Source organism: Polymorphospora rubra (genome assembly GCF_018324255.1).
Lineage (GTDB): Bacteria > Actinomycetota > Actinomycetes > Mycobacteriales > Micromonosporaceae > Polymorphospora > Polymorphospora rubra.
The window spans coordinates 1,333,498-1,357,261 of record NZ_AP023359.1 but is presented as its reverse complement, the minus strand read 5'-3'; the positions used below and the strand labels follow the sequence as shown (position 1 = coordinate 1,357,261).

The following is a 23,764-nucleotide window of genomic DNA, read 5'->3' as shown; positions in this document are numbered from 1 at the left end:
GACCGGCGGTGCCGGCTAAAGCCGGCCGTCGCGGCCCGGCGAGATCTGCCGGTCGTCCAGCGCGTCCCGCACCGTGATCGCCTCCATCGGGCACGACTCGGCCGCGTCGGTGACCTCCTGGGACGGCTCGATCAGCTCCGCGAGCGCCACCGACGCGTCGGCGACGAGCACGAAGTGGTCGGGCGCCGCGCCGGCGCAGATGCCCGAACCGATGCAGCGGCGTGGGTCGACGTGTACCCGCCAGAGCGCGCTCACCACGTCATCTCCCCCGTCGTGGCCGGTGGCCCGTACTCAAGGTGACGCTAGCGAAAATCGCCGATCCGTGACGCCCCATGTGCTGTTAGTGAGAATTGGTGCATACCGGATCGAGGGGCACCCCGTGCGAGGTGCCCCTCGAAGTCGCGTCAGCGGCCCTGGCCGCCGCCGAGCAGTGCCGCCAGTCGTTCCGCGACGGTCGGTGCGTGCAGGTGCAGTCGGGCGACGTTGACCGCGTCCTCGCCGAGGACGGCGAGCAGCGCCGTGTCGTTGACCGCGTAGACGGTGAAGTAGCCGTGGTGGCTGCGGACCGTGGACTCCCGGAACGGGCCGTGCCGCAGCGCCAGCCCGACCTGCCGGCCGAGCCCGAACGTGGTCGCCGCGAGGGCGGCCAGGTCGTGCGGTTCGGCGTCCCCGGTGATCAGGTCGTGCGCGATGAGCAGGCCGTCGACGCCGCCGAGGACGCAGCCGCGTACGCCGGGAATCTGGATGCGCAGGTCGGACAGTTGGTTGTGGATGGCTACGTACGGCACCGTGTCGCCGCGGGGCGCCAGCCGGGGGTGCGGTTGATCGGGTATCGACCGCTGGGCCGGAGGCTGGGCGATGCGGCGGGGCAGTGTGTAGCCGCTGCCCCCGTTCACAGCTCCATGCTCTCCTCGATGAGGCGCAGCTGGTGGCGGGCGAACGCGAGGTTGGCCCGGCTCTTGCTCACCGCCAGGTAGAGGAACAGGCCCTTGCCGGACCGCGAGCTGAGTGGACGGATCAGGTGGTACTGGGTGTCCAGTGTGATCAGGATGTCTTCGATGCCGTCGGTGAGCTTCAGCATCTCGATCGTCCGCATCTTCGCCCGGACCACGTCGGTGTTCCCGGCGGCGGCGATCGTGAGGTCCAGTTCGGGTGACCCCCCGGCCACCCCGAGCGTCATGCCGCTGGTGTAGTCGACCAGCGCCACGCCGATCGCGCCTTCGATGGACATTGCGCTCTTGAGCGCCACGTCGAGGTTTGCCACGCTGTTTGCCTTTCACAATGAACGGCGTCATCGCGCCGGTCATCCGCCGCCGGGTCGACGGCGGGTACGGCCGGTCGACCCCCGACGCCGTGGGACGTTCCCCCCGGGGTCGAGATTTGCACACCCCCTGTCCGTTCGCACCGGTCGAACCGTGTCCAACCTGGACAGCCAACGCTCCGCCGACCTGTGCGTGGGGCGAACTCGTCGATACGACCGATGTCCGAGAGCGGACCGGATTTGCATCCCGACCCACCGGTGACACTGCGTGACAGGCGGGGTCGTCGGTCGGTCCGCTCAGCGCGGCTCGTCGAGTTGTCCGAGCGGCGGGGAGAACCGGCCGCCCGGCGGGCGGAACCGACCGGCCGGCCGCGCCGGTGACCGGCCCGCCGGCTGCCCGGCGGGGTGGTCGGGCGGTGGTGCGCCCGTCGGGTCGGCGTCCGGCTCCGATCCGGTCCCGGTCAGTGCCGACAGCACGTACGCCAGATGGTGTGAGGTGGCCCAGGCGATCCAACTCGTGGGCGTACCCGGTCCCGGGGTGCGGCGGGCCCGCCGGGCGATCTCGCGGTCCCCCCACGACAGGGCCGCGCCCGCCCAGTGCGGCGCCGAGGTGAGCCGGCCGCACAGGTCGTAGAACCGGTCGTCGGGCCGGCCGCCGGTGTGACGCGACCAGCGGTAGATCCACCACGCGTCCCGGGTGGTGTAGCGCATGGTGGGCAGCGGCCGGGCCGGATGGTCACGTCCTCCCGGCCGCGGCGCGGTGACCCCGTGGTCGCCGAATCCGACCGGCAGGTGCCGGATCCGCCGCCACAGTTCGGCCTCCCAGCGCGGCAACCGGGTGGCGACGTTGCGTGGCAGGTGGGACAGGGTCGGCGGCATCGCGCCGGCGGCGACGGTGACCGACCTCCACCGCTCGCCGATCGCCCAGCCCAGCACCCGCCGTACGGTGTGCTCGGCGCCGGGCAGGTCGCCCGGGTGGGTCAGGGCCCCGAGGTCGATGACGAGGTCGCAGCGCTCGGGCAGCAGTCCGGTGCGCCGCCACACCCGGTCGCAGGCCCGGGTCGCCGTCGCCGGGCCGGGTGCCTCGTCGGGGCGCAGCCGCAGGATGGCCCGCCGGTCGTGCATCCGCGCGGCGTCGCCGTACGCGGTCAGTCGACGGGCACTGTCGGTGACCCTGAGCACCGGCAGCATCGGAATGCCCCACCCGGCGAGATACTCGGCGACGTCGCGGGCCGGGTACGACAGCCCGCCGTCGGGGTCGGGCAGGTCGGCGAGGTCGACGCCGATCCGCAGTCCGCGCGGCAGGCGGTCGCCGACGGCCTTGAAGAAGTCGTACGCGTCCTGCACCGGGCCCCGCGGGGTGGACTGGGCGACCAGGATCGGGGTGACGGACGGGATCCAGCCGGCGTCGAGATGCCTGAGCGCGTCGAGTTCACCGCGCCGGGCACGCAGGATCGGCCGGTAGACGGTCTCCTGTGGATGATCCGGATCGACGAATCCCGTCATTTACCCAATGTATCCAGATGAATGCGAATGGTGACAGGGTGGTTGTGTCGTACTCCTGATCGAGAATGCGGCGCGGCGACGACTCGTGCGCCGGTAAGGTGCGCGGATCGCGGGCGGCTCGACAACGATGGGCGTGGCGTGTCCGGCGGCCGTGGTGGGCACCGTGCACGATAGGGACCGAACGGACGCACCGGGCGGCCCCGTGGTCACCGCACGACGGCATCGCCCCGACCCGGGAGGTGGGATGACCAGCACCGAGCAGCGGCTTGCCGCCCTACGCGGGCGGGTCGCGCCCAGACGGCACAACGCCCGCACGATTGCCGCCCTGACCGGAAACCCCGGCTGCACCCGCCGCGCCGTGCTCGACTCGGCCGGCATCGACAAGCAGCGGATCGCGGCCCACGTCGGCTATCCCGGCCGGTTCGGCCAGTCCCAGTTCGCGATCACCCGGGGCAACGCGTTCGAGGCCAGGGTCAAGGAGAACGGCTGCGCCGAACTGCTCGACCTGCTGCGGCAGCGGCTCGGCGTGCCGATCCCCGAGGCGTCGTACGACGACCTGGCCGGACCGCCGGCCACCGACATCGTGCAACCGGCCGTGGACGGCGGCAACGCCGAACGGCACGCCCGCTCGATGGAACTGCTCGTCCGGGCCGCCACCGACGCCGGCCCGACCAGCACCCTGTTCGACCACCCCATGCTGCGGCTCGACGTCGCCGGCCGGCCGGTCTATCTGGAGCCCGACCTGATCGCGCTGCAGATCGGCGGCCGGTTCCACGTCGTGGAGATCAAGTCGTTCGCGGTCATCGACGAGCAGGCCGACGCCGCCAAGGTCGCCGCCGCGGCCACCCAGTCGGCCGTCTACGTGCTGGCGATGCGCGGCATGCTGGAGCAGGCCGGGCTCGACCCGGAGATCGTGTCGCACGAGGTGGTGCTGGTCTGTCCGCGCGACTTCGCCAACCAGCCGACGGCCGCGCTCATCGACGTACGCAAGCAGTTGTCGACGCTGCGCCGGCAGCTCACCCGGATGGCCCGGGTCGACGACCTGCTGGTGGGGCTGCCCGCCGACCTCTCGTTCGACCTGGCCGCCGGCGCCGATGGCGTACCGACGCGGTCCCCGGCCGAGCTCGCCGCGGCACTGTCCACCGTCGACGCCCGTTACGCCCCGGAGTGCCTGTCGGCCTGCGAGCTGTCCTACTTCTGCCGCTACGAGGCCCGCACCGGCACCGCCGCGCTCGGCCGGCCGGTACGCGACGCGCTGGGGGGCATCGACTCGGTCGAGACCGTGCTCGCCCTGGCCGCCGGCGAGATCGAACCCGACGACGACCAGGTCGAGGCGGCGCTGCGGCTGCGGACCGCCGCCCGCCTGCGCGCCGAGGCGTTCGCATGAGCGACCCGTACGGTGCCACCGCCGGACGCGGCGGGACGGACCGGTGAGTGCCCTCACCGCGCTGGCCCGGGCCCGGGCCGCCGCCACCGGCACGGCGCAGCGGATCACCACCGTCCGGCACGTCCACATCGCCGACCGCCCGCTGGTCTTCGTGCCGCTGGCACTCGCCGGTGAGGCGAACGCCCCGCTGGGCTGCCTCGTCGGTCCGGCGTACGACGAGCCGACCCTGCTCGTGGTGCCGCAGCCGCGCAACCGCGACCAGCGGTTCGCCTTCGCCGAGTCGCTCGCGGCCGTCATGTTGACCTATCTGGACAGTTTCCGCGGCGTCGCCGAGGCGGTGCCGACCGACCGGGGGCGTGACGTCCGCTACCGGTTCGTCGACGCGCCGCAGATCCTGGTGCCCAACCCCGCCGGCATCGGGTTCGTCCGCCTGCTGGGCCGCTCGACCCGGTTCCGCCGGACCGACGGCGACTACCCGGTGCCACCGGCCGTGCCGCTGCTCGGCCGGTGGATGACGTTTCTCGCCGACCGGGCCGAGATGCCGGGGTCGTCGATGCTGGTCGCGGCCACCGACGCGTTGTCCGCCCACTGGGCGACCGGGCAGAGCGCGCTGGAGGACGCCCACCTGGGCTCGCTGCTCGGCTGGATCTCGCCGCCGCCCGGCCGGACCGGCGCGCAGGCGGGGCGGGACGCCGAGGACCCCGCGGTCTGCCCGCCGGCGGGGCCGGCCACCGACCCCGGCTTCGACAACGACGTACTTGCCCCGCTGGTCCGCGCGATCCGGGACGCCGAGGCCGACGGCACCGACGACGGTCCCGCCCGCGCCGTGGGGCTGCGCGCCACCGCCGAGCTGGCGGACGCCCTGCACGGCCAGCTCGAACCCACCTGGCGGGCCATGTGGGACGCGGTCACGCTGCTGCGCGAGCTGCCGCCCGGCGCGCGGGTCGCCGGACGGTGGGCCGACGACCGCGACGCCTACAGCGACTACGCCGTCTACGTCGACGGCGGCCATCCGCAGCCGAGGCGGGACGGGGCCGTCGCCGCCGCCCAACGCCTGCACCGGCTGGAGAAGGCGCTCACCTCCTACGCCGTGCAGCGGGCGTACGACGATCCCCTGGTGATGGCCGAACACCGGTTGACCGGCGAGGCGTTCGTCGGCGAGGTGACCCTCGCCGACGCGAAGCGGGTCGACGACAGCGGCAAGCGGCCGGTGCTGCGTCCCCGGATCCAACTCGTCACCGCGGACCCGGTGCGGCTGACCCCCGGCACCGTCCTGATCTCACCCGCCCGGCCGGCGCAGAAGGCGAGGGTCTGCTTCGTCACGGCCGCGCCGGGGGAGTCGAAGACCGAGGTGGTGCTCGAGCTCTCCGGCGGCATGGGACGGTCGCGTACCGCCGCGCCGGGCAGCGTGCCCGAGGTCGGGGAGCGGCTCTGCTACACCACGATCACCGATGGCTTCAGCCCGCCGGGCACCTTCCCGGCCCGGGAGGCGACGCCGTGGACGCACGGCGGGCCGCCGGTCGACGGCGCCGTCGGCGACACCGGGGCGACCGAAGACTGGTCCTGATCACGCCCGTTCCGGTTCGCCGCGGTCGTTGGCCCGGTCGTACGCCTCGCGGGCGGCGGCGATGGCGGCGCGGTGCCGCTCGGCCCACCCGGTCAGTTCGACGAGCGAGCGGTACAGCTCCCGTGCCATGTCGGTGGCGACGTATTCGACGCGTGGCGGGACCGTCGGGTAGACGGTGCGGACGAGCAGGCCGTCGCGTTCCAGGTTGCGCAGGGTCAGGGTGAGCATCCGCCGGCTGATCCCCCGCACGTTGCGCTCCAGTTCGGTGAAGCGCACCGGCCCGTGGGTCGCCTCGACCAGGATGCCGATGCTCCACTTCCCGCTGACCCGGTTGAGCACGTCGTAGACCGTGCACACCTCGGGGTTGCGTGCCTCGACCGGCACATCCGTGTGCCCCTGGGACATGAAAGTGCCTCCTTCCAGCCTCGTTGATGGTCACACATCATGGGTTCAGTAACAAAAGGTGCCCTATTGCGGCTGCGCCGAAAATCCGTGAAGGAGAACGATGTCCGGACCCACCATGCCCGCCGCCCGCCGGTGGCTGGCGCTCGGCGTGCTGTGCAGCGGAACGCTGCTGGTCATCCTCGACGGGAGCGTGGTGACCGTCGCGCTGCCGATCATCCAGCACGATCTGGGCTTCTCCCGGTCCGGCCTGGCCTGGGTGGTCAACGCCTACCTGATCGCCTTCGCCGGCCTGCTCCTGCTCGCCGGCCGCCTCGGTGACCTGATCGGTCGCAAACGGGTGCTCCTCGCCGGTCTCGCCGTCTTCACCGTCGCCTCGCTGCTGTGTGGCGTCGCCGGCAGCAGCGGGGAGCTGATCGCCGCCCGGTTCGCGCAGGGGGTGGGCGGCGCGATGGCCTCCGCCGTCGTACTCGGGATGATCGTCACGATGTTTCCCGAGCCGGGGGAGCGGGCCAGGGCCATCGGCGTCTACAGCCTCGTCCAGGCCAGCGGGGCGGCGATCGGACTCATCGCCGGCGGCGTGCTCACCCAACTACTGAGCTGGCACTGGGCGTTCTTCGTCAACGTGCCGGTCGGGATCGCGGCCGTCCTGCTGGCCTACCGGCTGTTCCCCGCCGAACGCGGGCCGGGCCTGCGGGCCGGCCTCGACCTGCCGGGCGCCGCCCTGGTCACCGGCGGGCTGATGCTGCTCGTCTACGCCATCGTCGAAGCCGAGCGGCACAGCTGGGGCAGCCCGCGGACCGCGGGACCGGCCGTCCTGTCGATCGTCCTGCTCGCCGGGTTCGTGATCCGGCAGGCGACCGCCCGCCAGCCGCTGCTGCCGCTGCGGATCTTCCGCTCCCGCGCGGTCTCCGGCGCCAATCTGGTGATGCTGCCGCTGGTCGCCGGCATGTTCGGCTTCCAGTTCCTGACCGCGCTCTACCTGCAGCGCCTGCTGGACCTCGATGCGCTGCGCACCGGGCTGGCCTTCCTGCCCGCCCCGGCGGCGATCGCGCTGGTCTCGGTCGGTGTCGCCGGGCGGCTCGCCGCCCGGTTCGGTCCGCGTACGGTGCTCGTGGCCGGCCTGACCGCGATCGCCGCCGGACTCCTGCTGCTCGCCCGGGTGCCGGCCGACGCCCGGTACGCCGTCGACGTGCTGCCCGCGCTGGTCCTGATCGGTGCCGCGTTCGGGGCGGTCCTGCCCGCGCTGATGGGCCAGGCGATGTCCGCCGCGACGCCGGCCGACTCGGGACTCGCCTCCGGGCTGGTCAACACCACCCAGCAGGTCGGCGCGGCGATCGGCACCGCGGTGCTGGCGGCCCTGGCGTCGGCACGTACCGGTGCTCTGCTCGCCCAGGGGGCGGGTTCCGCCGCCGCGCTGGCCGGCGGCTTCCGGGTCGCGTACGCGGCCAGCGCCGCGTTCGCGCTGGCCGGCGTGGTGGCGGCGGTGCTCGTCCTGCGCCGGCCCGCGAAGCTGCCGGCGGGGCGGCCGGTCGACGCCTGATCCGGCGACGCCGCCGGCGGACCGTCGCACCGGATCGGGTGACCCGGGTCGGGTAACGTGCGACGACCGGTGATGGCGAGAGTCCAGGGGGCGACGGTGACCGTGCGGATGACTCCCGTGCTGCCGCCCGGCGTCGAAGCCGGGCGGGTGGTCGAGGCGGTGCTGGCCGACCTGCGGTCCGGCCGGCACCGGGGCATCGTCGTCGACTCGCCGCCCGGTGCCGGCAAGTCGACGCTGGTGGTCCGGGCCACCATCGAGCTGGCGGCGGCCGGTGAACCGCTGATCGTCATCGCGCAGACCAACGAGCAGGTCGACGACCTGATCGCCCGGCTGGTCACCGACGCCCCGGAACTGCTGGTCGGGCGCCTGTCGGCCGCCGACTACGTACCCTCCGAGCGGGTTTCGGCACCCGGGACGGTCCGGGTCGCGGCGAAGGTCGCCGACCTCGGCGGGTCAGCGGTGATCATCGGTACGGCGGCCAAGTGGGCCACCGTCGCCGACGGCTCGTGGCCGTGGGCGATCGTGGACGAGGCCTACCAGATGCGGTCGGACGCCCTGCTGCGGGTGGCCTCCCGGTTCGAGCGGGCGCTGTTCGTCGGCGACCCCGGTCAGCTCGACCCGTTCTCGACCGTGGAGACGTCGCGCTGGACCGGGCTGACCTGGGATCCGATGCAGAGCGCGGTCGCGGTGCTGCTGCGGCACAACCCGGATCTGCCGGTGCACCGGCTGCCGGTCTCGTGGCGGTTGCCGGCATCGGCCGCGCCGCTGGTGGCCGAGGCGTTCTACCCGTTCACCGGGTTCCGGGCCGGCACGTCCGGCCCCGACCGGGTGCTGTCGCTGACCGGGCCGGGCGACGGCGGGCCGGCTGACGCGGCCGTCGACCTGGCGGCGGCGACCGGCTGGGCACTGTACGAACTGCCCGCCCGGCACACCCTGCGCACCGACGTCGAGGCGGCCGCCGCGTGCGCGGCCCTCGCCGTACGGATGCTGGAGCGTGGGGCGGTGGCGGTCTCCGAACGCGCCCGTTCGGGTGCTCCGGTCGACGCCACCCGGATCGCGATCGGCGCCGCCCACCGCGACCAGGTGGCGGTCATCCGGTCGATGCTCCCGGCGTCGGCGGCCGGCGTCACCGTCGACACGGCCAACCGGCTCCAGGGCCGCGAGTACGACGTCACGGTGGTCCTGCACCCGCTCTCCGGGCGGCGCGACGCGACCGCCTTCCACCTGGAGTCCGGACGGTTGTGCGTGCTCACGTCGCGGCACCGGCACGCCTGCCTGGTCGTGGCCCGGGCCGGCATTCCCGAACTGCTCGACGCCCACCCGTCCACCGAACCGGTGCACCTGAACGTTCCGGTCCGGTTCCCCGACGGGTGGGAGGCGAACCAGGCCGTCCTGGCCCGGCTGCCCGTCGTACGCCCCTGAGCGGGCCGGACGCCGAAAGCCGGATGGCCGGTCGGGATCCGACCGGCCATCCGTTTTCCGTGCCCTGCCTAGCTGAGGAACTTCTCGATCGCGGCGGTGATGGCACCCTCGTCCGGTGCCGCGTACGCCTTCATCGTCGAGGAGTTGTAGGAGATGTAGCTCGGGCAGCGGTTGGCCGGGGCGTTGACCTGGTCGCCGGTGCCGAGCTTCTGCCCGGTCTTGGCGGCGTAGAACGCCACGTCGAGCCGCGACGAGATGTAGTCGACCTGGATCGGCTTCTCGTCCCGGTCCTTGTAGTCGCACTTCTTCGGGGTGCCCTCGCTGCCCGGCACCGTCGTCAGGCAGGCGACCACGCTGACGGTGGTGAAGTCGGCCGACTTGGCGTAGAACGGCTTGTCGTAGCCGACCGACCGGGTCCGCCAGTCGCTGGCCCGGTCCGGCGAGTTGGAGAACGCGTAGACCTTGGTGGTGTTGCTGCCCGCGGTGTAGTCGGCCGCGTTGAGGATCGCGCCGCCGGCGCACACCTCCTCGAAGTCGCTGCTGTACTTCGCGGTCACGGCGTTGTTGTTCGCCGGCGGGGGAGAGTCGGGCGACGGCTCGCCGCTCGGCTCGGTGCCGCCGGGTTCCTCCGTGGTGGAGGTCGTCGGCTGCGTCGTCACCTCAGGCTCGTCGTCGCCACCGGCGAGCAGCGCGATACCCAGGCCACCGACGGCCAGCAGCAGCACCAGGACGGCGACGCCCATACCGATCAGCAAACCGTTATTGGACCTTTTCGGCGGCTGTCCATATGGCGGGACGGGTTGGGCGTACGTCGGCTGCTGCGGGGGGTAGTCGCCCATCGGCGGTCCCGACATCGGCGTGGTGGGCGGGCCGTAGGAGGGGCCGGGCGGCGGTCCGTAGGAGGGTCCGGGCGGAGCCGCCCACCCTCCCATCGTTGGGTCGGGCTGACCAGGTGCCGGAGACCCGGGTGGCGGGTTCCAGCCCCCGATGTCGGGTCCGGCGGGCCTGAGTAGGGCGGGTAGGGGTTACTCATCGTGCGTCCTTACTAGCGTGCCGACTTCGTTGAGAGCCCAGCGCATCTCCACGACCGGCGTCGCCGACCGCTCGTCGGGTCTAACATGATCGGTCCAGTTTTGTAAAACCGGGCTTTACCTCATATTTCAGAGGGAAGTTGCGCAATACTCAACCTCCCGCTGAGGATGTCGTACCCGTCTGTGAGGGTATGCGGTGATGGCAAGCCCCAAGATCCGGCGGCCCCTGGCCCGGGTCCGCAGCCCGGGCGGGGTGCGGTACTCCTACCGCCGTGACTACGCTCCGTAGGGGTGACGGCTTCGTCGGCATGGTCATTCCGGCTGTGGGATCTTGGCGATCGACCCCCGGGACGCCTCCACTGTGTACCGGCGGGCGGAGTGGGCCAACTTGTCGGTGGCGGCCCGCACGAGATCGATGCCGAGCACGTCCGCCAACCTGGTGAGATAGATCATCACATCGCCGATCTCGGCCCGCACCCGTTCACCCGCCGGACCGTCCATCACCTCGGCCGCCTCCGCCGGTGTCAGCCACTGGAACTCCGCGACCAACTCGCCGACCTCGCCCGCGAGTGCCATGGCCAGGTTCTTCGGGGTGTGGAAGCGCTGCCAGTCCCGCTCGGCGGCAAAGTCCCGCAGCCGGTGGGCGAGATCCTCGACGGACGGTTCGCGGGGCTCCGGGGCGGGGGAGGGGTGGCCGGTCGTCATGGCCGCTGACCTTAGCCGCCGGACCGAATAGGGTTCGGGTGGGTGGACGTCGCGGGTGGCGAGTTGTCGCCGCGGTTGCGGGACGGGCCGTCCGAATGCCAGCACCGACCGTGTCACCGAGGGGAGCCAGCCATGGCCCGCAGCATCGCGACCAACGACCGGGTCGACCGGGCACGTCTCGTGGAGTTCCTCACGCCGCGCCACCGCGCCATCGTGATGACCACCCGGCCGGACGGGCGCCCCCAGGCGTCCCCGGTCACGTGCGGCGTCGACTCCGCCGGCCGAATCGTGATCTCCACCTACCCGCAGCGGGCCAAGGTGCTCAACGTCCGACGCGATCCACGGGTGTCGGTGTGCGTGCTCTCCGACGACTGGAACGGCCCGTGGGTGCAGGTCGACGGCACCGCCGAGGTGCTCGACCTGCCCGAGGCGCTGGAGCCGCTGGTCGACTACTTCCGGGTCATCTCCGGCGAGCACCCGGACTGGGACGAATACCGCGACGCGATGCGCCGCCAGGGCAAGTCGCTGATCCGGGTCAGCATCGAGCGGTGGGGCCGGTCGCCACCGGGGGCTTCCCCGCCCACCTGGCCGCCGACTGACGGCGCCGGCGGCCAGACCGGCCGCCCCGGACCGCCCGCCACGTCCGGCGCCCGGAGCGGGTCAGAGGAAGGGCGCCGGGAAGGGGCGGCAGTCGTACCGCTGGGCGATCGTCGCGAGTTCCGGCAGTTCCACCCAGTTGGTCCAGTCGCTGTTGAGGCTCAGCCGTTTGCCGACCCGTTCGAGCACGATCTGCTCGTAGTCCATCAGCAGCATCCCGTCCTCCTGGTCCTGGTCGAGCAGGGCCAGCACCGCCCGGATCATCCGGGCCAGGTTCGTCCGCCGCTCGGCGTGGTCGCCCTCGTTGACGAGATTGAACGCCACCGACATGCGGGGGCGAACCCGATGGCCTCGCCGGTCGAGCGCCCGTCGCGGCGGGCGAGCGCCTCGAAGACCACCTGCATGCCGTCGCGCTGGATCTCGGTGCCGTCGACGACCCGTCCGCCGACCTCGTGCCCGACGATGGGCAGCGCCTCCGTCGGGGCCAGGCGGGTCCTGGTCTGGAACGTGTACTGGAGCGCCACGTCCCCAGCATGGCCCGCCGGCAGCCCGGCGCGGAGCGGATCGCCGCTTCCGGGAAGCGAACCGGGGCTGGCGGTCAGCGCCAGTCGGTCACGGTGGTCACCTCGTCCACGATCTGCCACCACCAGGAGGCGGCGCGGAACCGCTCGAACGCCTCGGTGCCCGTCCGGAGCACCGTCGCGTCGAGCCGGCCGGCCGAGGTCGCGGCAGCCGTCAGCGGGCCGACCGTACGGCCGATGCGTTCGGTGTCGAGGACCAGCGACCGCCGTCGCAGCACGGCGAACAACCGGCGGACCAGTTCGACGTGCCGGCTGATGTCGTCCGGGCCGATCTGGCCGGTGTGGTCCGGCTCGGCGGGGCTCAGCCGCCCGTCCGCGGTGCGGTACATCGGCATCGAGTCCGCCTCGCAGCCGGCGGCGAGGATCCGGCCGATCCGGACGAAGTCGTAGCTGGCGTCCGGCGACGGGGTGAGGTCACCGGGGCGCAGGTCGGCCGGTAGCGCGGCCCACGGGTGCACCGCGGTCAGCGAGGGCTGCTCACGCAGGAGCGCGGTGAGCCGGTCGACGGCGCGTACGGCCACCAGGTGTCCGTTGGCGACCAGGAAGTCGGTGCGGGCCGGGGTGGCGGCCAGGCTGAAGGCGGTGCCGGCCGGCAGGGTGATCGACAGCGGCAGCACGGTCAGCGGTGACCGCTGGACCGGCGGCTGCGGTGCGTGGACCGGCGGCGGGGTGCTGCCGCGCTGCGCCAGGTGGCCGGTGTGTGCCGGCTGGGCCACCTGCGGCGGCGCGACGGGTGGCGGGTGTCCCATCGGCACGTGCACCGGCGGGCCGGGGGGCCGCTGGGCGGTGTGTGCCGGTGGGTGGACCCCGGTCGGCGTCACCGGGTGCGCGGCGGTCTGCGGGTGACCCGGATGGCCGGGCCGGTATCCGGGCGGAGCCGTCGTCGGTGCGGCCGGCCGTTGCGGCTGGTGCGGTGGGTAGGCCGGGCCGGGGCGCTGGTGTTGCGGGTGGACCGGTGGTGGTCCGACCGGCCGTTGCTGCTGGGTGTGCTGCGGCGGTGGCGCCACCGGCCGTTGCGGCTGGTGCGGTGGGTAGGCCGGGCCGGGGCGCTGGTGTTGCGGGTGGACCGGTGGTGGTCCGACCGGCCGTTGCTGCTGGGTGTGCTGCGGCGGTGGCGCCACCGGCCGTTGCGGCTGCGGGTGGTGTGGTTGGGGATGTTGGGGCTGGGGGTGGTGCGGTGGCTGGGCGTGCGGTGGCTGGACGTGCGGTGGCGGTCCGACCGGCCGCTGCGGTTGAGGGTGCTGCTGCGGTTGAGGGTGCTGCTGCTGCGGGCGGGCCTGCGGGTGGGGCTGGCCGTGCGGCGGCGGGGCCACGTGCGGCGGCCGGTACGGCGCCGACGCCTGCTGCGGCTGCGGCATCGTCGGCCGGTGCTGCGGATGCGGGGCGTGCGGCTGCGGCGCCGGACGGTAGTGCGGCTGCGGCTGCGGCATCGCCGGCCGGTGCTGCGGGTGGGGTGCGTGCGGCGCCATCGGGCGGTAGGGCGGCGCGCTCGACGGCGGCCCGCTCATCGGGGCGACCGGTCCGGCGGGTGGCCCGCTCATCGGGGCGATCGGCCCCGCCGGCGGCCCGCTCATCGGGGCGATCGCGCCACCGGGCGGGCCGCTCACCGGCGCGGTGTAGCTGCGCGGATCGATCGCCGCGAGGGCGGCGGCCGGCACGTAGAGGCTGCCCTCCGCCACCACCATCTCGGGCTGTTCCAGGGTGGTCGGCGCGATCTGGAGCGTACGGTGCAGCAGCGTCGCGACCAGCGGGATCCGGCTCGATCCGCCGACCAGGAACACGCCGGCGAGTCCGGCGGTGTTGACCGACGCGGAGCGGATCGCGTTCTGGGTGGCCAGCAGGGTCCGGTCGAGCACCGGCCGGGCGAACTTCTCCAGTTGCTCGCGGCCGACCGGCACGTCGATGTCGATGACCGGTACGTGCACGATCGCCGACGGGGCCCGCGAGAGCATCTCCTTGGCGCCGCGGACGTCCTCCCAGAACTGCTGGCTCATCCGGCGTTCGGCGGAGGTGGACGGTGTGATCAGCCGCTTCCAGCCGTCGGGGTCACGTTCGGCGAAGACCTCGCCGAGGTATTCGACCACCGCCGCGTCGACGTCCAGCCCGCCCGCGTCGTCGACCCCGTCGGTGGACAGCACCTGGAGGTTGTCCGGGGTACGGCGGACGACGGTGGCGTCGAACGTGCCGGCGCCGAAGTCGTAGACGACGAGGTTGCGGCCGATCGGCAGTTGGTGGCGCAGGACGGCGATGAAGTAGCTGGCGGCCGCGACCGGTTCGGGGACCAGGCGGGCGTTGTGCAGGCCGGCCCGGGCGGCGGCGTTGGCCAGCATCGCCCGACGTTGGGCACCCCATTCGACGGGGTGGGTGAGGACGGCCTCGGTGATCTGCCGGCCGCCGACGCGGGCCGCCTCGGCGTGCACCCGGCGCAGCACGGCGGCCATGAGTTCGACCACCGGCAGTTCGGCGTCGCCGAGGAGGACGGTGCCGTCGTCCACCCGGCGCTTCGGGTTGCGCTCGAAACGGTCGGGGTGGACCCGGGAGTGCTGGACGGCGTCCCGGCCGACGACCATGTCGCCGTCCGGGGAGGCGTAGACGGCCGAGGGCATCTGCGGCGACCCGTCGAAGAGCAGGGGCGGCACCGTCCGTCCGGCCACCGCAGCACTGCCACGGTGTTGGACGTGCCAAGGTCGACCCCCAGTCGCAAGCCCGCCACCATGATGCGAGTTTAGATCGGCTCGGGTAGCGCCGACTGAGTCGCTGTGCTCAGGTGTCCGTCCACGTCATCCCCCTATCAGACGATCTCGGCGCAGCTCTGGGTGTTATGTCGGTATTCTCGGATGAAGTAGGGCCCGTGCCCGGCGGTCACGCCAGTGCCATCCGGGCCCAGCGGCTCGGGGTCAGGGTCATCACCCGGAACGGACAGTTGCGGTCGGTCAACATCGTGTAGGCGTGGATCGCCCGCTCGGCGGCGTCCTGGGCCTGCTCGGCGGCGGTCATGCCGCGGCCCCGGTTGCGGAACAACGCGCCGTAGAAGGCCGAGCAGAAGACCCCGCTCTCGTGCCAGCCGATCTGCCCTGACGTGCCGATATAGGTCACCTCGCCGTGCAGGCAGTCGCGGACCGCCTTCTGCCAGGCGCCGGTGCCGGTGCGGCAGCCGTCGGCCAGGATCGCTCCGGTCGAGATCCCCTTGCCCTGCTGGGCGGCGGTCTCGCCGAGCTGCTCCAGTGACACGCTGGTCCGCCCATCACTGCTGCTGAACGTTGGCGTGACGCTGTGGTCACCGTGCGCCATCACGTGCAGTACGTCACACGGCGCGGTGAACGCCGACAGCACCGTGCTCGGGTCGCGGGACCGGACGAAGTCGATGTCGACGATCGGTGCCTCGAAGCCGGCGTTGATGTTCTGCAACGTGGACTGGACGAAGGTCATCGCCGCGTCGAACGAGGCATCCAACCCGATGTCGAGCAGGCTCACTCGCTTTGCCCTCATCGACGTCGTCCTCCCCAGGTCGCGACGGTGTGGTGCCGGATCGGCGGCGTGGGCCCGCCGGGCCGGTGGTGTGCCGGGCCCGGGCTGACCGTACCGCCGCCGTAGAGCCGACCGTACGGGCTGCCGTCGCCGGCTGTCCTCCCCACGAGTGGACCACGGGGGTACGACCTTCCGGCCCATTGCGCCCCGCGGCACCGTCCGGTCCGGCCGCCGGGCGGGGCGTCCGACACCCGGCGGGTGGATCACCAGCTGCGCCGCATCCGCGCCATGACCTCCTCCTGGGAGCGTCCCCGCCCCCGCTCCAGGGCCGCCGCGTGCCGAACCGGCGGCAGGTGTCCGGCGATCTCGGCGGCGTACCCGGCGAGGTCCGGGTCCATCGCCTCGGGCGAATAGCCGATCCGGTCGCCGAGCCAGCGCACCGAACCGCACAGCTCGGCCGCCCCGGCCGGGTCGCCGGTACGGCACCGGACGTACGCGTACGTGGCGACCCCCACCAGCCAGCTGGTGGCGTCCTCGCTGGCGTACGTGAGCTCGATCATGCGGACCAGCCAGGCCCGGGCCACCGTCGCTTCGCCCCGGGACAGTTCCGCCTTCGCCAGCAGCCACAGACACGACACCGCCGCCCAGGTGTGGCTGATCTCGTCCGCCTCGGCCAGCCCGTCGGCGAGCAGCGGCACCGCCAGGTCCGGTCGGCCGGCCCGTAGTTCGGCACTGCCGAGGCTCATCAGCGCCTCGGCGACGGTGACCCGGGCACCGGTGCGGCGGGCCAGGTCCAGTGCCTGCCGCCCGTGCTCGCGGGCCGGTTCGACGGCACCGGCGAACGACTCGAAGTACGACATCGTGGCGAGCACCAGGGCGCGTACCGGTCCGTCCGTGGTCAGCTCGGCGTGCCGGGCGGCCAGCCACAGCGCCTTGGCGACCCCGTCGAGCGCGCCGTCGAGATAGCGCAGCAGGGCCAGCCCGACCGCGGCCTGGGCCCGTACCGCGTGGTCGACGGCGTGGTCGTCGTCGAGGTGCAGAACCGGTTCGAGGAAGCGCAGCCCCTCGGCGATGTGCCCACGCCGGTACCAGAACCAGTAGGCACCCGCCCCGATCCGCAGCACCGACGCCAGATCGCCCACGTCGGTCGCCGCCGTCAGCGCGGCCCGGACGTTGGGGCTCTCGGCGTGCATGCGCCGCATCCAGTACGTCCCGTCCGGGCCGCGTAGCCCGCCGTCGGCCGCGGCGGCCAGTTCGCGTACCCAGGTGATCTGGTTGCGGACCAGCCGGGCCCGGTCGGCGGCACCGGTCCGGCGGGCGGCGTACCGGCGCAGCGTCTCCAACATGCGGTAGCGGTACGGCTCGCGGCGTTCGACCACCAGCAGGGACTTGGTGACCAGCTCGGTCAGCACGGCGAGGATGTCGGGCCGGCCGGTGACGGTCCGCGCGCCGGCCAGGTCGAAGCTGCCCTCGAAGACGGCCAGGGCCGTGAAGACCTCGCGCTCGTCGGCGTCGAGCAGGTCGTACGACCAGTCGACGGCGGCGAGCAGGGTGGCGTGCCGGGAGTCGCCGCGCCCGCCGCGCAGCAGCGTGAACCGGTCGTCGAGGTGCTCGGCGATCTGCCGTAGCGAGAGCACCCGGCACTGGGCCGAGGCGAACTCGATGGCCAGCGGCATCCCGTCGAGGTCGGCGCAGAGCCGGGCGACGAGGTCCCGCTCGGCGGCGTCCGGCCGCCAGCCGCCGCGCAGCGGCGCGGCCCGGTCGACGAACAACTCGACCGCGTCGGCGGACGCCAGCGGCGGTACGTCGTACACCTGCTCACCCTCGGCCCGCAGCGCCTCCCGGCTGGTGGCGAGCACGCGGACGTCCGGGCAGGCGCCGAGCAGCCGGGTGACGAACCGGGCGACGTCGTCGACCAGGTGCTCGCAGTTGTCCAGGACGAGCAGCAGGCGGCGGGACCGCAGCACGTCCGGCAGGGCGCCGGCGCCGGCGATGCCCAGCGCGGTGGCGACCGTCTCGGCGAGCAGCGATCCGTCGTGCAGGCCGGCGAGTTCGACCAGCCACGGCCCGTCGCCGCCGGTGCGGTCCAGGGCGACGGCCAGGGCCAGCCGGGTCTTGCCCATGCCGCCGGCACCGGTCAGGGTCACCAGCCGGTGCCGGTCGAGGAGTTCGCCGACGGCGGCGACCTGGCCGCCGCGACCGATCAGTGTGGACAGCGGGTACGGCAGGTTGTGGGCGGCCTGGGCCGGCGTGACGGGCACCGCCGCGCGGTTCGTCGGCGCCAGCAGGGCCGGGTCCTGCCTGAGGATGGCGTGCTGGAGCGCGGCCAGCGCCGGACCGGGGTCGATGCCGAGTTCGTCGGCGATCCGCTCCCGGGCGGTACGCAGTGCGGCCAGCGCGTCGCCCTGCCGGCCGGCCCGGTAGAGGGCGAGCGCCAGCAGTTCCCAGCCGCGCTCGCGTAGCGGATGTTCGGCGGTGAACGCCTGGAGTTGGGCCGCCGCCGTGTCGGGGCTGCCGAGGGCGAGCGCGGCCGCGAGCCGGTCCTCGGTGGCGCCGATCTGGAGTTCCCGCAGGCGGTTGGCCTCCGGCAGGGCGAAGGGCCGGTCGGCGCAGTCGGCGAAGGCGGGGCCGCGCCACATCGCCAGCGCCCTGTCCAGCACCTCCGCGGCCCGGGCCGGGTCGCCGGTGGTGTCGCCGGTGCCGTGGACGCCCGCGGCCGGCGCGCCGCCCGCCACCGGCCGGATCGCGCCGGCGAGCAGCTGGTGGCCGGCCGTGGCCAGCTCCGCGAACCGGCTCGCGTCCAGCGCGCCGGGCGGCAGCCGTAGCGCGTAACCGGGACCCTGTCGGACCAGGATGCTCGCCGGCCGCCGGGCGCGCCGGTCCGGCTCCAGGACCCGGCGCAGTGACGAGATGTAGCCCTGGAGGGTGATCTGGGCGCTCGGCGGCGGCGCCTCCGGCCAGACGTCCTCGATGAGCACGTCGAGCGGCACCATCCGGCCGTCGGCGATGACGAGCCGGGCGAGTACGGCACGTGGGTTCGGCCCGCCGAGCGCGGCCGGTCGGCCCGCGTGGTGCACGGTCAGCGGGCCGAGCACCCCGACGGTCAGGGTGTCCGGTGGTTCGTACGTGCCGGCCATCGAAGTCCCGCCCCCGGGGTCGATGTGAACAAGATTCACGCCATGGTCGGCGGCCGATCGCGGGCGGCGACAGTGAGTCGTATTCATGACCGATGTGAGCGGTGCCGGATGGGCGGCCGGGCTGCGGGGACGGGGCGGCACAAGAGCGCGCGGCGCCGCCCGATTGTCGTCGAAACGTCGCCGCGCTCCGGCCGTCTCCCACCACCGCAGCCATCCGGCCGTACGACAGCGGGGACTTGGCTCGACCGGCACCTCGTCGTCCCGGTCTGTGTCGGTGCATGCCCCGCACCGCCCGGGTGCAAACCTGGCGACCGGACAGTGTGCCGTGGTCCGTTCGGTGGAGTGCGGAGCCGGGGCGTCGGGTATGGAACCGGACATGGAACACTTCACGATCGCCACCGAGGCGGAGAAGAGCGCCGACTTCCGTCGGGTGCTGTGGACCGGGCAGCGGACCCAGCTGGTCATCATGACGATCCCGCCGGGCGGTGAGATCGGCGAAGAGGTGCACGAGGGGATCGACCAGATCCTGACCTTCGTCAGCGGCGTCGGCGACGCCGTCGTCAACGGCGAGACGCGCCGCGTGGCGCAGGGGGACCTGGTGGTCGTGCCGGCCGGCCAGAAGCACAACTTCGTCAACACCGGCCCGAACCCGCTGGTGCTCTACACCGTGTACGGGCCGCCGGAGCACGCCGACGGCGTGGTGCACCGGACGAAGGAGGAGGGCGACGCGGCGGAGGCCGCCGGGGAGGACGAACCGCCGCGATCGTGAGTGCCGGCGGTCGCCGGTCGGCGGTGACCCGTCGCCGGTGGTCAGGCGCCGACCAGCCGCTGCGTGACCGACCGCAGCCGGGCCCGGAACCCGGGGTCGTACGCCTGCTCCCGGGCCCTGGCCTCCTGGTCCCGGTCGAAGTAGCGACCGGTCGTCCCGGCCAGGTCGGGGTCGACCACCAGTCGCAGGGTGGCCCGCAGCCCGGTCTCCAGCGGTTCGACCCGGTCCATGCCGGCGTCGCGGACCATCGTGGTCGGCATCAGCGTCGCCGGGTGCAGGGCGTTGACCGTCACGCCGCTGCCGGCGAGGTCCTCGGCCAGACCGAAGGTGTCGGCGATCAGGGCCAGCTTCGCCCGCCGGTAGGCCACGAACCGGTCGTAGCCGCGGTCCAGCATGAGGTCGTCGAGGTCGACGTCCGCCTGGCCGATCGAGGCGACGTTGACGATCCGGGCCGGGGCGGCGCGCCGCAGCAGCGGCAGCAGCAGCCGGCTGAGCAGGTACGGCGCCAGGTAGTTGACGGCCAGCCGCAGTTCGTGGCCGTCGGCGGAGAGCTGTCGCGGCTCGCCGGCCGGCCCGAAGCCCACCCCGGCGTTGTTGACCAGCACGTCCAGCCGGTCGTACTCGGCGTGGACCCGCGCGGCGAGCTGTCGTACGTCGGCGAGTGAGGAGAGGTCGGCGCGGATCGCCCGCGCCCCGGTGGCCGCCGCGACCTCGGCGAGCCGCGTCTCGTCGCGCCCGTGCACGACGAGCCGGTGACCCTGTGCGGCGAGGGTCCCGGCGAGAGCCCGGCCCAGGCCGTCGGACGCCCCGGTGATCATGATCAAACCCATGCCCCGACCCTAGCGGCGCGGGGTGGATCATCCGGTCGGCTGGTCGTACGGTCAATAGTTAAGAGTATTGACAGTTCGATGAGCGCCTTCCTAGGTTGGGGCGGTGCAGACCGGCAACACCGTAGTCAGCAGCCCTCCCGTCGTGGTGACGGCCACCTTCGTCGCCGAATCGCTGGCCACCCCACTCGCCTGGTGGTCGGCCGAACTCGACCTGCCGGAGGTCACCTTCGCCCCGTACGGGCAGGTCTTCCAGCAGTTGCTCGGTGCGCCCGCCGCCGGGGCGACCGTCGCCCTGATCCGGCCCGAGGACTGGGCCACCGCCGCCCGCCGCGACCCGGAACACGGGGCCGGCGATCCGGCGGCCGGGCTCGGCGATGACGGCCGGGCCACCGTCACGGCCGCCGCCGACGACCTGGTGGCGGCGGTGCGGACCGCGGCCGGCACGACACCGCGCCTGATCGTCGCCCTCTGCCCGGCCTCCCCGACCCTGCTTGCCGACCCGGTCGACGGCCCCTTCCTGCGTGACACCGTCCGGCGGCTGGCCGACGACCTCGGCCTCCTCACCGGCGTGCACCTGATCACCGACGCCGACACCCTCGACGCCTACGGCCTCGACGGATACGCCGACGAGTACGCCGACCGGCTCGGACACGTGCCCTACACGCCGGAGTTCTTCACCGTGCTCGGCACGGCGGTGGCGCGCCGGCTGCACGCGCTGCGCACACCCCGGCCCAAGGTGCTCGTCGTGGACGCCGACAACACGCTGTGGGACGGCGTGGTGGGCGAGGACGGCGTCGACGGCGTCCACATCGGCCCCGAGCGGCAGGCGCTGCACGAACTCCTCGTCGCACAGCAGCGCGCCGGCCGGCTGATCTGCGTCAGCAGCAAGAACACCGAGGCCGACGTGCGGGCGGTGTTCGCCGGGCGGCCGGAGCTGCGGATCGGCCTGGACCACCTGACCGCCCTGCGCGCCGACTGGCGGCCGAAGTCGGCCACCGTACGCGAACTCGCCACCGAACTCGACCTCGGGTTGGACAGCTTCGTCTTCCTCGACGACAGCCCGGTCGAGTGCGGCGAGATGCGCGCCGCCTGCCCCGAGGTGTTGACCGTCCAGCTGCCCGCCGACGCCGCCGGGGCGCTGCGTACGCTGCGGCACTGCTGGCCGCTGGACGTGCCGGCGGTCACCGACGACGACCGGCTGCGCACCGAGCACTACCGGCGCGAACGCCGGCGCCGCGAACTGCGCGGCTCGGTCGGCACCGTCGCGGAGTTCGTCGCCGGCCTCGGGTTGACCGTCACGGTCGCACCGGCAACGCCCGACCAGCTCGACCGGCTGGCCCAGCTCACCCAGCGCACCAACCAGTTCAACCTCACCACGGTACGGCGTACCGCGGCCGAGATCGCCCACAGCGGGCTCGACTGCCACGCGGTCGAGGTGAGCGACCGCTTCGGGGCGTACGGCATCGTGGGACTGCTCCTGTCCACGGTGGATGGTTCGGCCCTGGCCGTCGACACGTTCCTGCTGAGCTGCCGGGTCCTCGGCCGCGGCGTCGAGCACCGGGTGCTGGCCACCCTCGGCGAGCTGGCCCTGGCCCGGGGCCTGGCCGACGTCACCCTGCCGGTGGTCGAGACCGCCAAGAACCGGCCGGCCCGCGACTTCGTGTCCGACGTCGCCGGCGAGCCGGTCGCCGAGGGTGACGGCCGGCGGCTGTTCCGGCTGTCCGCCACGACCGCCGCCGGGGTGCGGTTCCGCCCGCCGGCCACCGCCGAGGCGCCGGCACCGACCGCGCCCGTGGCCGCGGCCCCCGCCCCGTGGCGGCTGGTCGAGCGGATCGCGACCGAACTGCGCGACGCCGCCGCCCTGCACGCCGCCGTCCACGGCCGGCCGGTGGGCCCGGTGCCGCTCGGTTCGGCCACCGGCACCGAACTCACCGTCGCCCAACTGTGGACCGACGTGCTCGGCGTCGCACCGCGCTCGGTGCACGACAGCTTCTTCGCGCTGGGCGGCCAGTCGCTCCAGGTGGTGCAGTTCATGGCCCGGGTCCGCGCCGTACTCGGCGTCGAGCTGCCGATCGATCTGCTCTTCACCCCGGCGTTCACGGTGGCGCAGGCCGCCGGATCGATCGACGCGGCCGGCGGCCGGGCGGTGCCCGACCTCGACGGGCTGCTCGCCGAGGTCGAGGCCCTCTCCGACGACGAGGTGGCCGCCCTGCTCGCCGCCGAGAGCAACTGACCGATGGCCACCGTCGTACTCACCACCCACGGCACCAACGGCGACGTGCTGTCGTTCGTCCAGCTCGGCCGGGCGCTGGCCGCCCGCGGGCACGACGTCACGATCGCCACCCACGCCCGCTACGGCCCGACGGCCCGGGCCGCCGGGATCGAGTTCGTCGCCCTGGACACCGAGCGGGAGTACGTCCGCTACCTCGCCGACGCCCGCGACATGCTGGACGCCCGGGTCGGCTCCGCGAGCCTGCCCGACCTGCGGGGGCACTACGAGCGCAACGACCTCTTCGGTCAGATCCGGCGTGAGGTCGAGGTGGTGGCGCGGCGGCACCGCCCCGGGGAGACGGTCGTCGTCGGGCGGCACACCTCCGGGCTGTCGGCGCTGATCGCGGCGGAGGCGTTCGGGGTGCCCGCCGTCTGGGTCGCCATGACCCCGGCCCAGCACCTGCTGCTGCCGGTGCAGGCGCACGTACACCGCACCGAGCTGGCGGCCGGCGTCGACGCCGTACGGGCCGACTTCGGCCTGCCGCCGGTCGGCGACTGGCCGGCGTGGATGTCGGGCGCGGACCGGCAGATCGGGCTGTGGCCGAAGTGGTTCGACGCCGCCGGCACGCCGACCCCGGCCGAAGTGGACCGGGTCGGGTTCCTGCTCAACGACGCCGCCGAGTCCGGTGCGCCGCCGGCCGAGCTGACCGACCTGCTCGCCGCCGGCGAGCCACCGGTCCTGGTGGCGGCCAGCTCCGGCCAGATGCTGTGGGAGCCGTTCTACACGGCGGCACTGGCCGCGTGCCGCCGGGCCGGCCGCCGGGTGGTCCTGGTCAGCCCGCACCCGGAGAGCCTGCCCGATCCGCTGCCGCCCGAAGTCACCTGGTTTCCTAGGTTGCCCTACAGGGAGGTCGTGCCCCGGATGGCTGCGGTGATCCACCACGGCGGGATCGGGACACTCGGTCGCTGCCTGGTCTCCGGAGTACCGCAGTTGGTGCTGGCCCACAGCTTCGACCAGCCGGACACCGGCGCCCGGTTGCAGCGGCTCGGGGTCGCCCGCTGGCTGCCGTCGACCCGCTGGGACCCGGACCTGGCCGGGGAGCTGCTGGTGGAGTTGCTGACCGAACCCCGGTACGCCGAACGCAGCCGCCGGTTCGGTGCCGCCGTCGACCTCGCGGCCACCGCGGCCGCCGCCTGCGCCAGCATCGAATCCGTACTGCCCGTGCCAGCGGACAGGTGACCGGACCGTACGCGGTTGCGGAGGAGCCGGGATCGGTCGGATCCGCGCGACGTCACCGGTTGGTGGTGGTCGATGATGACGGACGGACCGTCACGACGTCGCGCGGA

At 73.5% G+C, this 23,764-nt stretch carries 20 protein-coding genes and 1 pseudogene; 8 read left to right on the top strand and 13 right to left on the bottom strand.

Features of this window, described 5'->3' with window-relative positions; translation table 11 throughout:
• Positions 1-15: 15 nt before the first annotated feature.
• The 4 genes from Prubr_RS06175 to Prubr_RS06160 all read right to left on the bottom strand — a co-directional run bounded on the left by Prubr_RS06175 (position 16) and on the right by Prubr_RS06160 (position 2,767).
• Positions 16-255: a ferredoxin gene (locus Prubr_RS06175; RefSeq protein ID WP_212822448.1), complete on the bottom strand. Its 240-nt coding sequence runs from the start codon at positions 253-255 to the stop codon at positions 16-18.
• Positions 256-404: 149 nt separating this feature from the next.
• Complete coding sequence (locus Prubr_RS06170) at positions 405-896, bottom strand: roadblock/LC7 domain-containing protein (protein WP_246568372.1); 492 nt, start codon at positions 894-896, stop codon at positions 405-407.
• Complete coding sequence (locus Prubr_RS06165; RefSeq protein WP_212822446.1) at positions 893-1,264, bottom strand: hypothetical protein; 372 nt, start codon at positions 1,262-1,264, stop codon at positions 893-895. The genes Prubr_RS06170 and Prubr_RS06165 overlap by 4 nt, the downstream gene beginning before the upstream one ends.
• Before the next feature lie 294 nt (positions 1,265-1,558).
• The gene (locus tag Prubr_RS06160; protein ID WP_246568370.1) at positions 1,559-2,767 is read right to left on the bottom strand and encodes a beta family protein; all 1,209 of its coding nucleotides are present in this window, start codon (positions 2,765-2,767) and stop codon (positions 1,559-1,561) included.
• Positions 2,768-3,011: 244 nt separating this feature from the next.
• Here Prubr_RS06160 and Prubr_RS06155 point away from each other — a divergent pair, with 244 nt between their 5' ends.
• Positions 3,012-4,154 (top strand): hypothetical protein, encoded by a 1,143-nt coding sequence (locus tag Prubr_RS06155; protein WP_212822445.1) that lies wholly within the window; start codon positions 3,012-3,014, stop codon positions 4,152-4,154.
• A 43-nt stretch (positions 4,155-4,197) separates the two neighbouring features.
• Entirely contained in the window at positions 4,198-5,721 is a 1,524-nt protein-coding gene (locus Prubr_RS06150; protein WP_212822444.1) for a hypothetical protein, read from the top strand.
• On the opposite strand, the gene Prubr_RS06145 is transcribed toward Prubr_RS06150, so the two are convergent.
• Complete coding sequence (locus Prubr_RS06145; protein ID WP_212822443.1) at positions 5,722-6,126, bottom strand: winged helix-turn-helix transcriptional regulator; 405 nt, start codon at positions 6,124-6,126, stop codon at positions 5,722-5,724.
• Between the two features lie 100 nt (positions 6,127-6,226).
• Between Prubr_RS06145 and Prubr_RS06140 the strand changes: the two genes are divergently transcribed.
• Together Prubr_RS06140 and Prubr_RS06135 are read left to right on the top strand one after the other, a co-directional pair.
• Positions 6,227-7,666, top strand: coding sequence for a DHA2 family efflux MFS transporter permease subunit (locus Prubr_RS06140; protein WP_246568368.1), 1,440 nt, complete (start codon positions 6,227-6,229; stop codon positions 7,664-7,666).
• A gap of 108 nt (positions 7,667-7,774) precedes the next feature.
• Entirely contained in the window at positions 7,775-9,088 is a 1,314-nt protein-coding gene (locus Prubr_RS06135) for an AAA family ATPase (protein WP_212827557.1), read from the top strand.
• Between the two features lie 68 nt (positions 9,089-9,156).
• Here the strand turns inward: Prubr_RS06135 and Prubr_RS06130 are convergent, their stop codons facing one another.
• Entirely contained in the window at positions 9,157-9,843 is a 687-nt protein-coding gene (locus Prubr_RS06130; protein WP_246568366.1) for a hypothetical protein, read from the bottom strand.
• A gap of 588 nt (positions 9,844-10,431) precedes the next feature.
• Positions 10,432-10,824 (bottom strand): nucleotide pyrophosphohydrolase, encoded by a 393-nt coding sequence (locus tag Prubr_RS06125; RefSeq protein WP_212822442.1) that lies wholly within the window; start codon positions 10,822-10,824, stop codon positions 10,432-10,434.
• 132 nt (positions 10,825-10,956) lie between these two features.
• On the opposite strand from Prubr_RS06125, the pseudogene Prubr_RS06120 reads away from it, so the two are divergent.
• Positions 10,957-11,423: pseudogene (locus Prubr_RS06120) on the top strand (PPOX class F420-dependent oxidoreductase).
• 61 nt (positions 11,424-11,484) lie between these two features.
• Here Prubr_RS06120 and Prubr_RS06115 read toward each other — a convergent pair.
• The 5 genes from Prubr_RS06115 to Prubr_RS06095 all read right to left on the bottom strand — a co-directional run bounded on the left by Prubr_RS06115 (position 11,485) and on the right by Prubr_RS06095 (position 18,607).
• Positions 11,485-11,751 carry a SitI3 family protein gene (locus tag Prubr_RS06115; RefSeq protein WP_212822441.1) on the bottom strand — a complete coding sequence of 89 codons (267 nt, stop codon included), beginning with the start codon at positions 11,749-11,751 and terminating at the stop codon, positions 11,485-11,487.
• Positions 11,682-11,945 (bottom strand): hypothetical protein, encoded by a 264-nt coding sequence (locus tag Prubr_RS06110; RefSeq protein WP_212822440.1) that lies wholly within the window; start codon positions 11,943-11,945, stop codon positions 11,682-11,684. Before Prubr_RS06110 ends, Prubr_RS06115 begins: the two co-directional genes overlap by 70 nt.
• 74 nt (positions 11,946-12,019) lie before the next feature.
• Positions 12,020-14,656: an Hsp70 family protein gene (locus Prubr_RS06105; RefSeq protein WP_246568364.1), complete on the bottom strand. Its 2,637-nt coding sequence runs from the start codon at positions 14,654-14,656 to the stop codon at positions 12,020-12,022.
• Between the two features lie 208 nt (positions 14,657-14,864).
• Entirely contained in the window at positions 14,865-15,491 is a 627-nt protein-coding gene (locus Prubr_RS06100) for a hypothetical protein (RefSeq protein ID WP_246568362.1), read from the bottom strand.
• A 242-nt stretch (positions 15,492-15,733) separates the two neighbouring features.
• Positions 15,734-18,607 (bottom strand): AfsR/SARP family transcriptional regulator, encoded by a 2,874-nt coding sequence (locus tag Prubr_RS06095; RefSeq protein WP_212822431.1) that lies wholly within the window; start codon positions 18,605-18,607, stop codon positions 15,734-15,736.
• Positions 18,608-18,983: 376 nt separating this feature from the next.
• Between Prubr_RS06095 and Prubr_RS06090 the strand changes: the two genes are divergently transcribed.
• Positions 18,984-19,376, top strand: a complete 393-nt coding sequence (locus Prubr_RS06090; RefSeq protein WP_212822429.1) for a cupin domain-containing protein — start codon at positions 18,984-18,986, stop codon at positions 19,374-19,376.
• Positions 19,377-19,417: 41 nt separating this feature from the next.
• Here Prubr_RS06090 and Prubr_RS06085 read toward each other — a convergent pair whose 3' ends face one another.
• A complete protein-coding gene (locus Prubr_RS06085) occupies positions 19,418-20,206 on the bottom strand; it encodes an SDR family NAD(P)-dependent oxidoreductase (RefSeq protein ID WP_212822428.1) in 789 nt (262 codons plus the stop codon).
• Between the two features lie 103 nt (positions 20,207-20,309).
• Between Prubr_RS06085 and Prubr_RS06080 the strand changes: the two genes are divergently transcribed.
• Both Prubr_RS06080 and Prubr_RS06075 read left to right on the top strand, forming a co-directional pair.
• Positions 20,310-22,439, top strand: coding sequence for an HAD-IIIC family phosphatase (locus Prubr_RS06080; protein ID WP_212822426.1), 2,130 nt, complete (start codon positions 20,310-20,312; stop codon positions 22,437-22,439).
• A gap of 3 nt (positions 22,440-22,442) precedes the next feature.
• Positions 22,443-23,657 carry a glycosyltransferase gene (locus Prubr_RS06075; RefSeq protein ID WP_212822424.1) on the top strand — a complete coding sequence of 405 codons (1,215 nt, stop codon included), beginning with the start codon at positions 22,443-22,445 and terminating at the stop codon, positions 23,655-23,657.
• Positions 23,658-23,764: the final 107 nt, after the last annotated feature.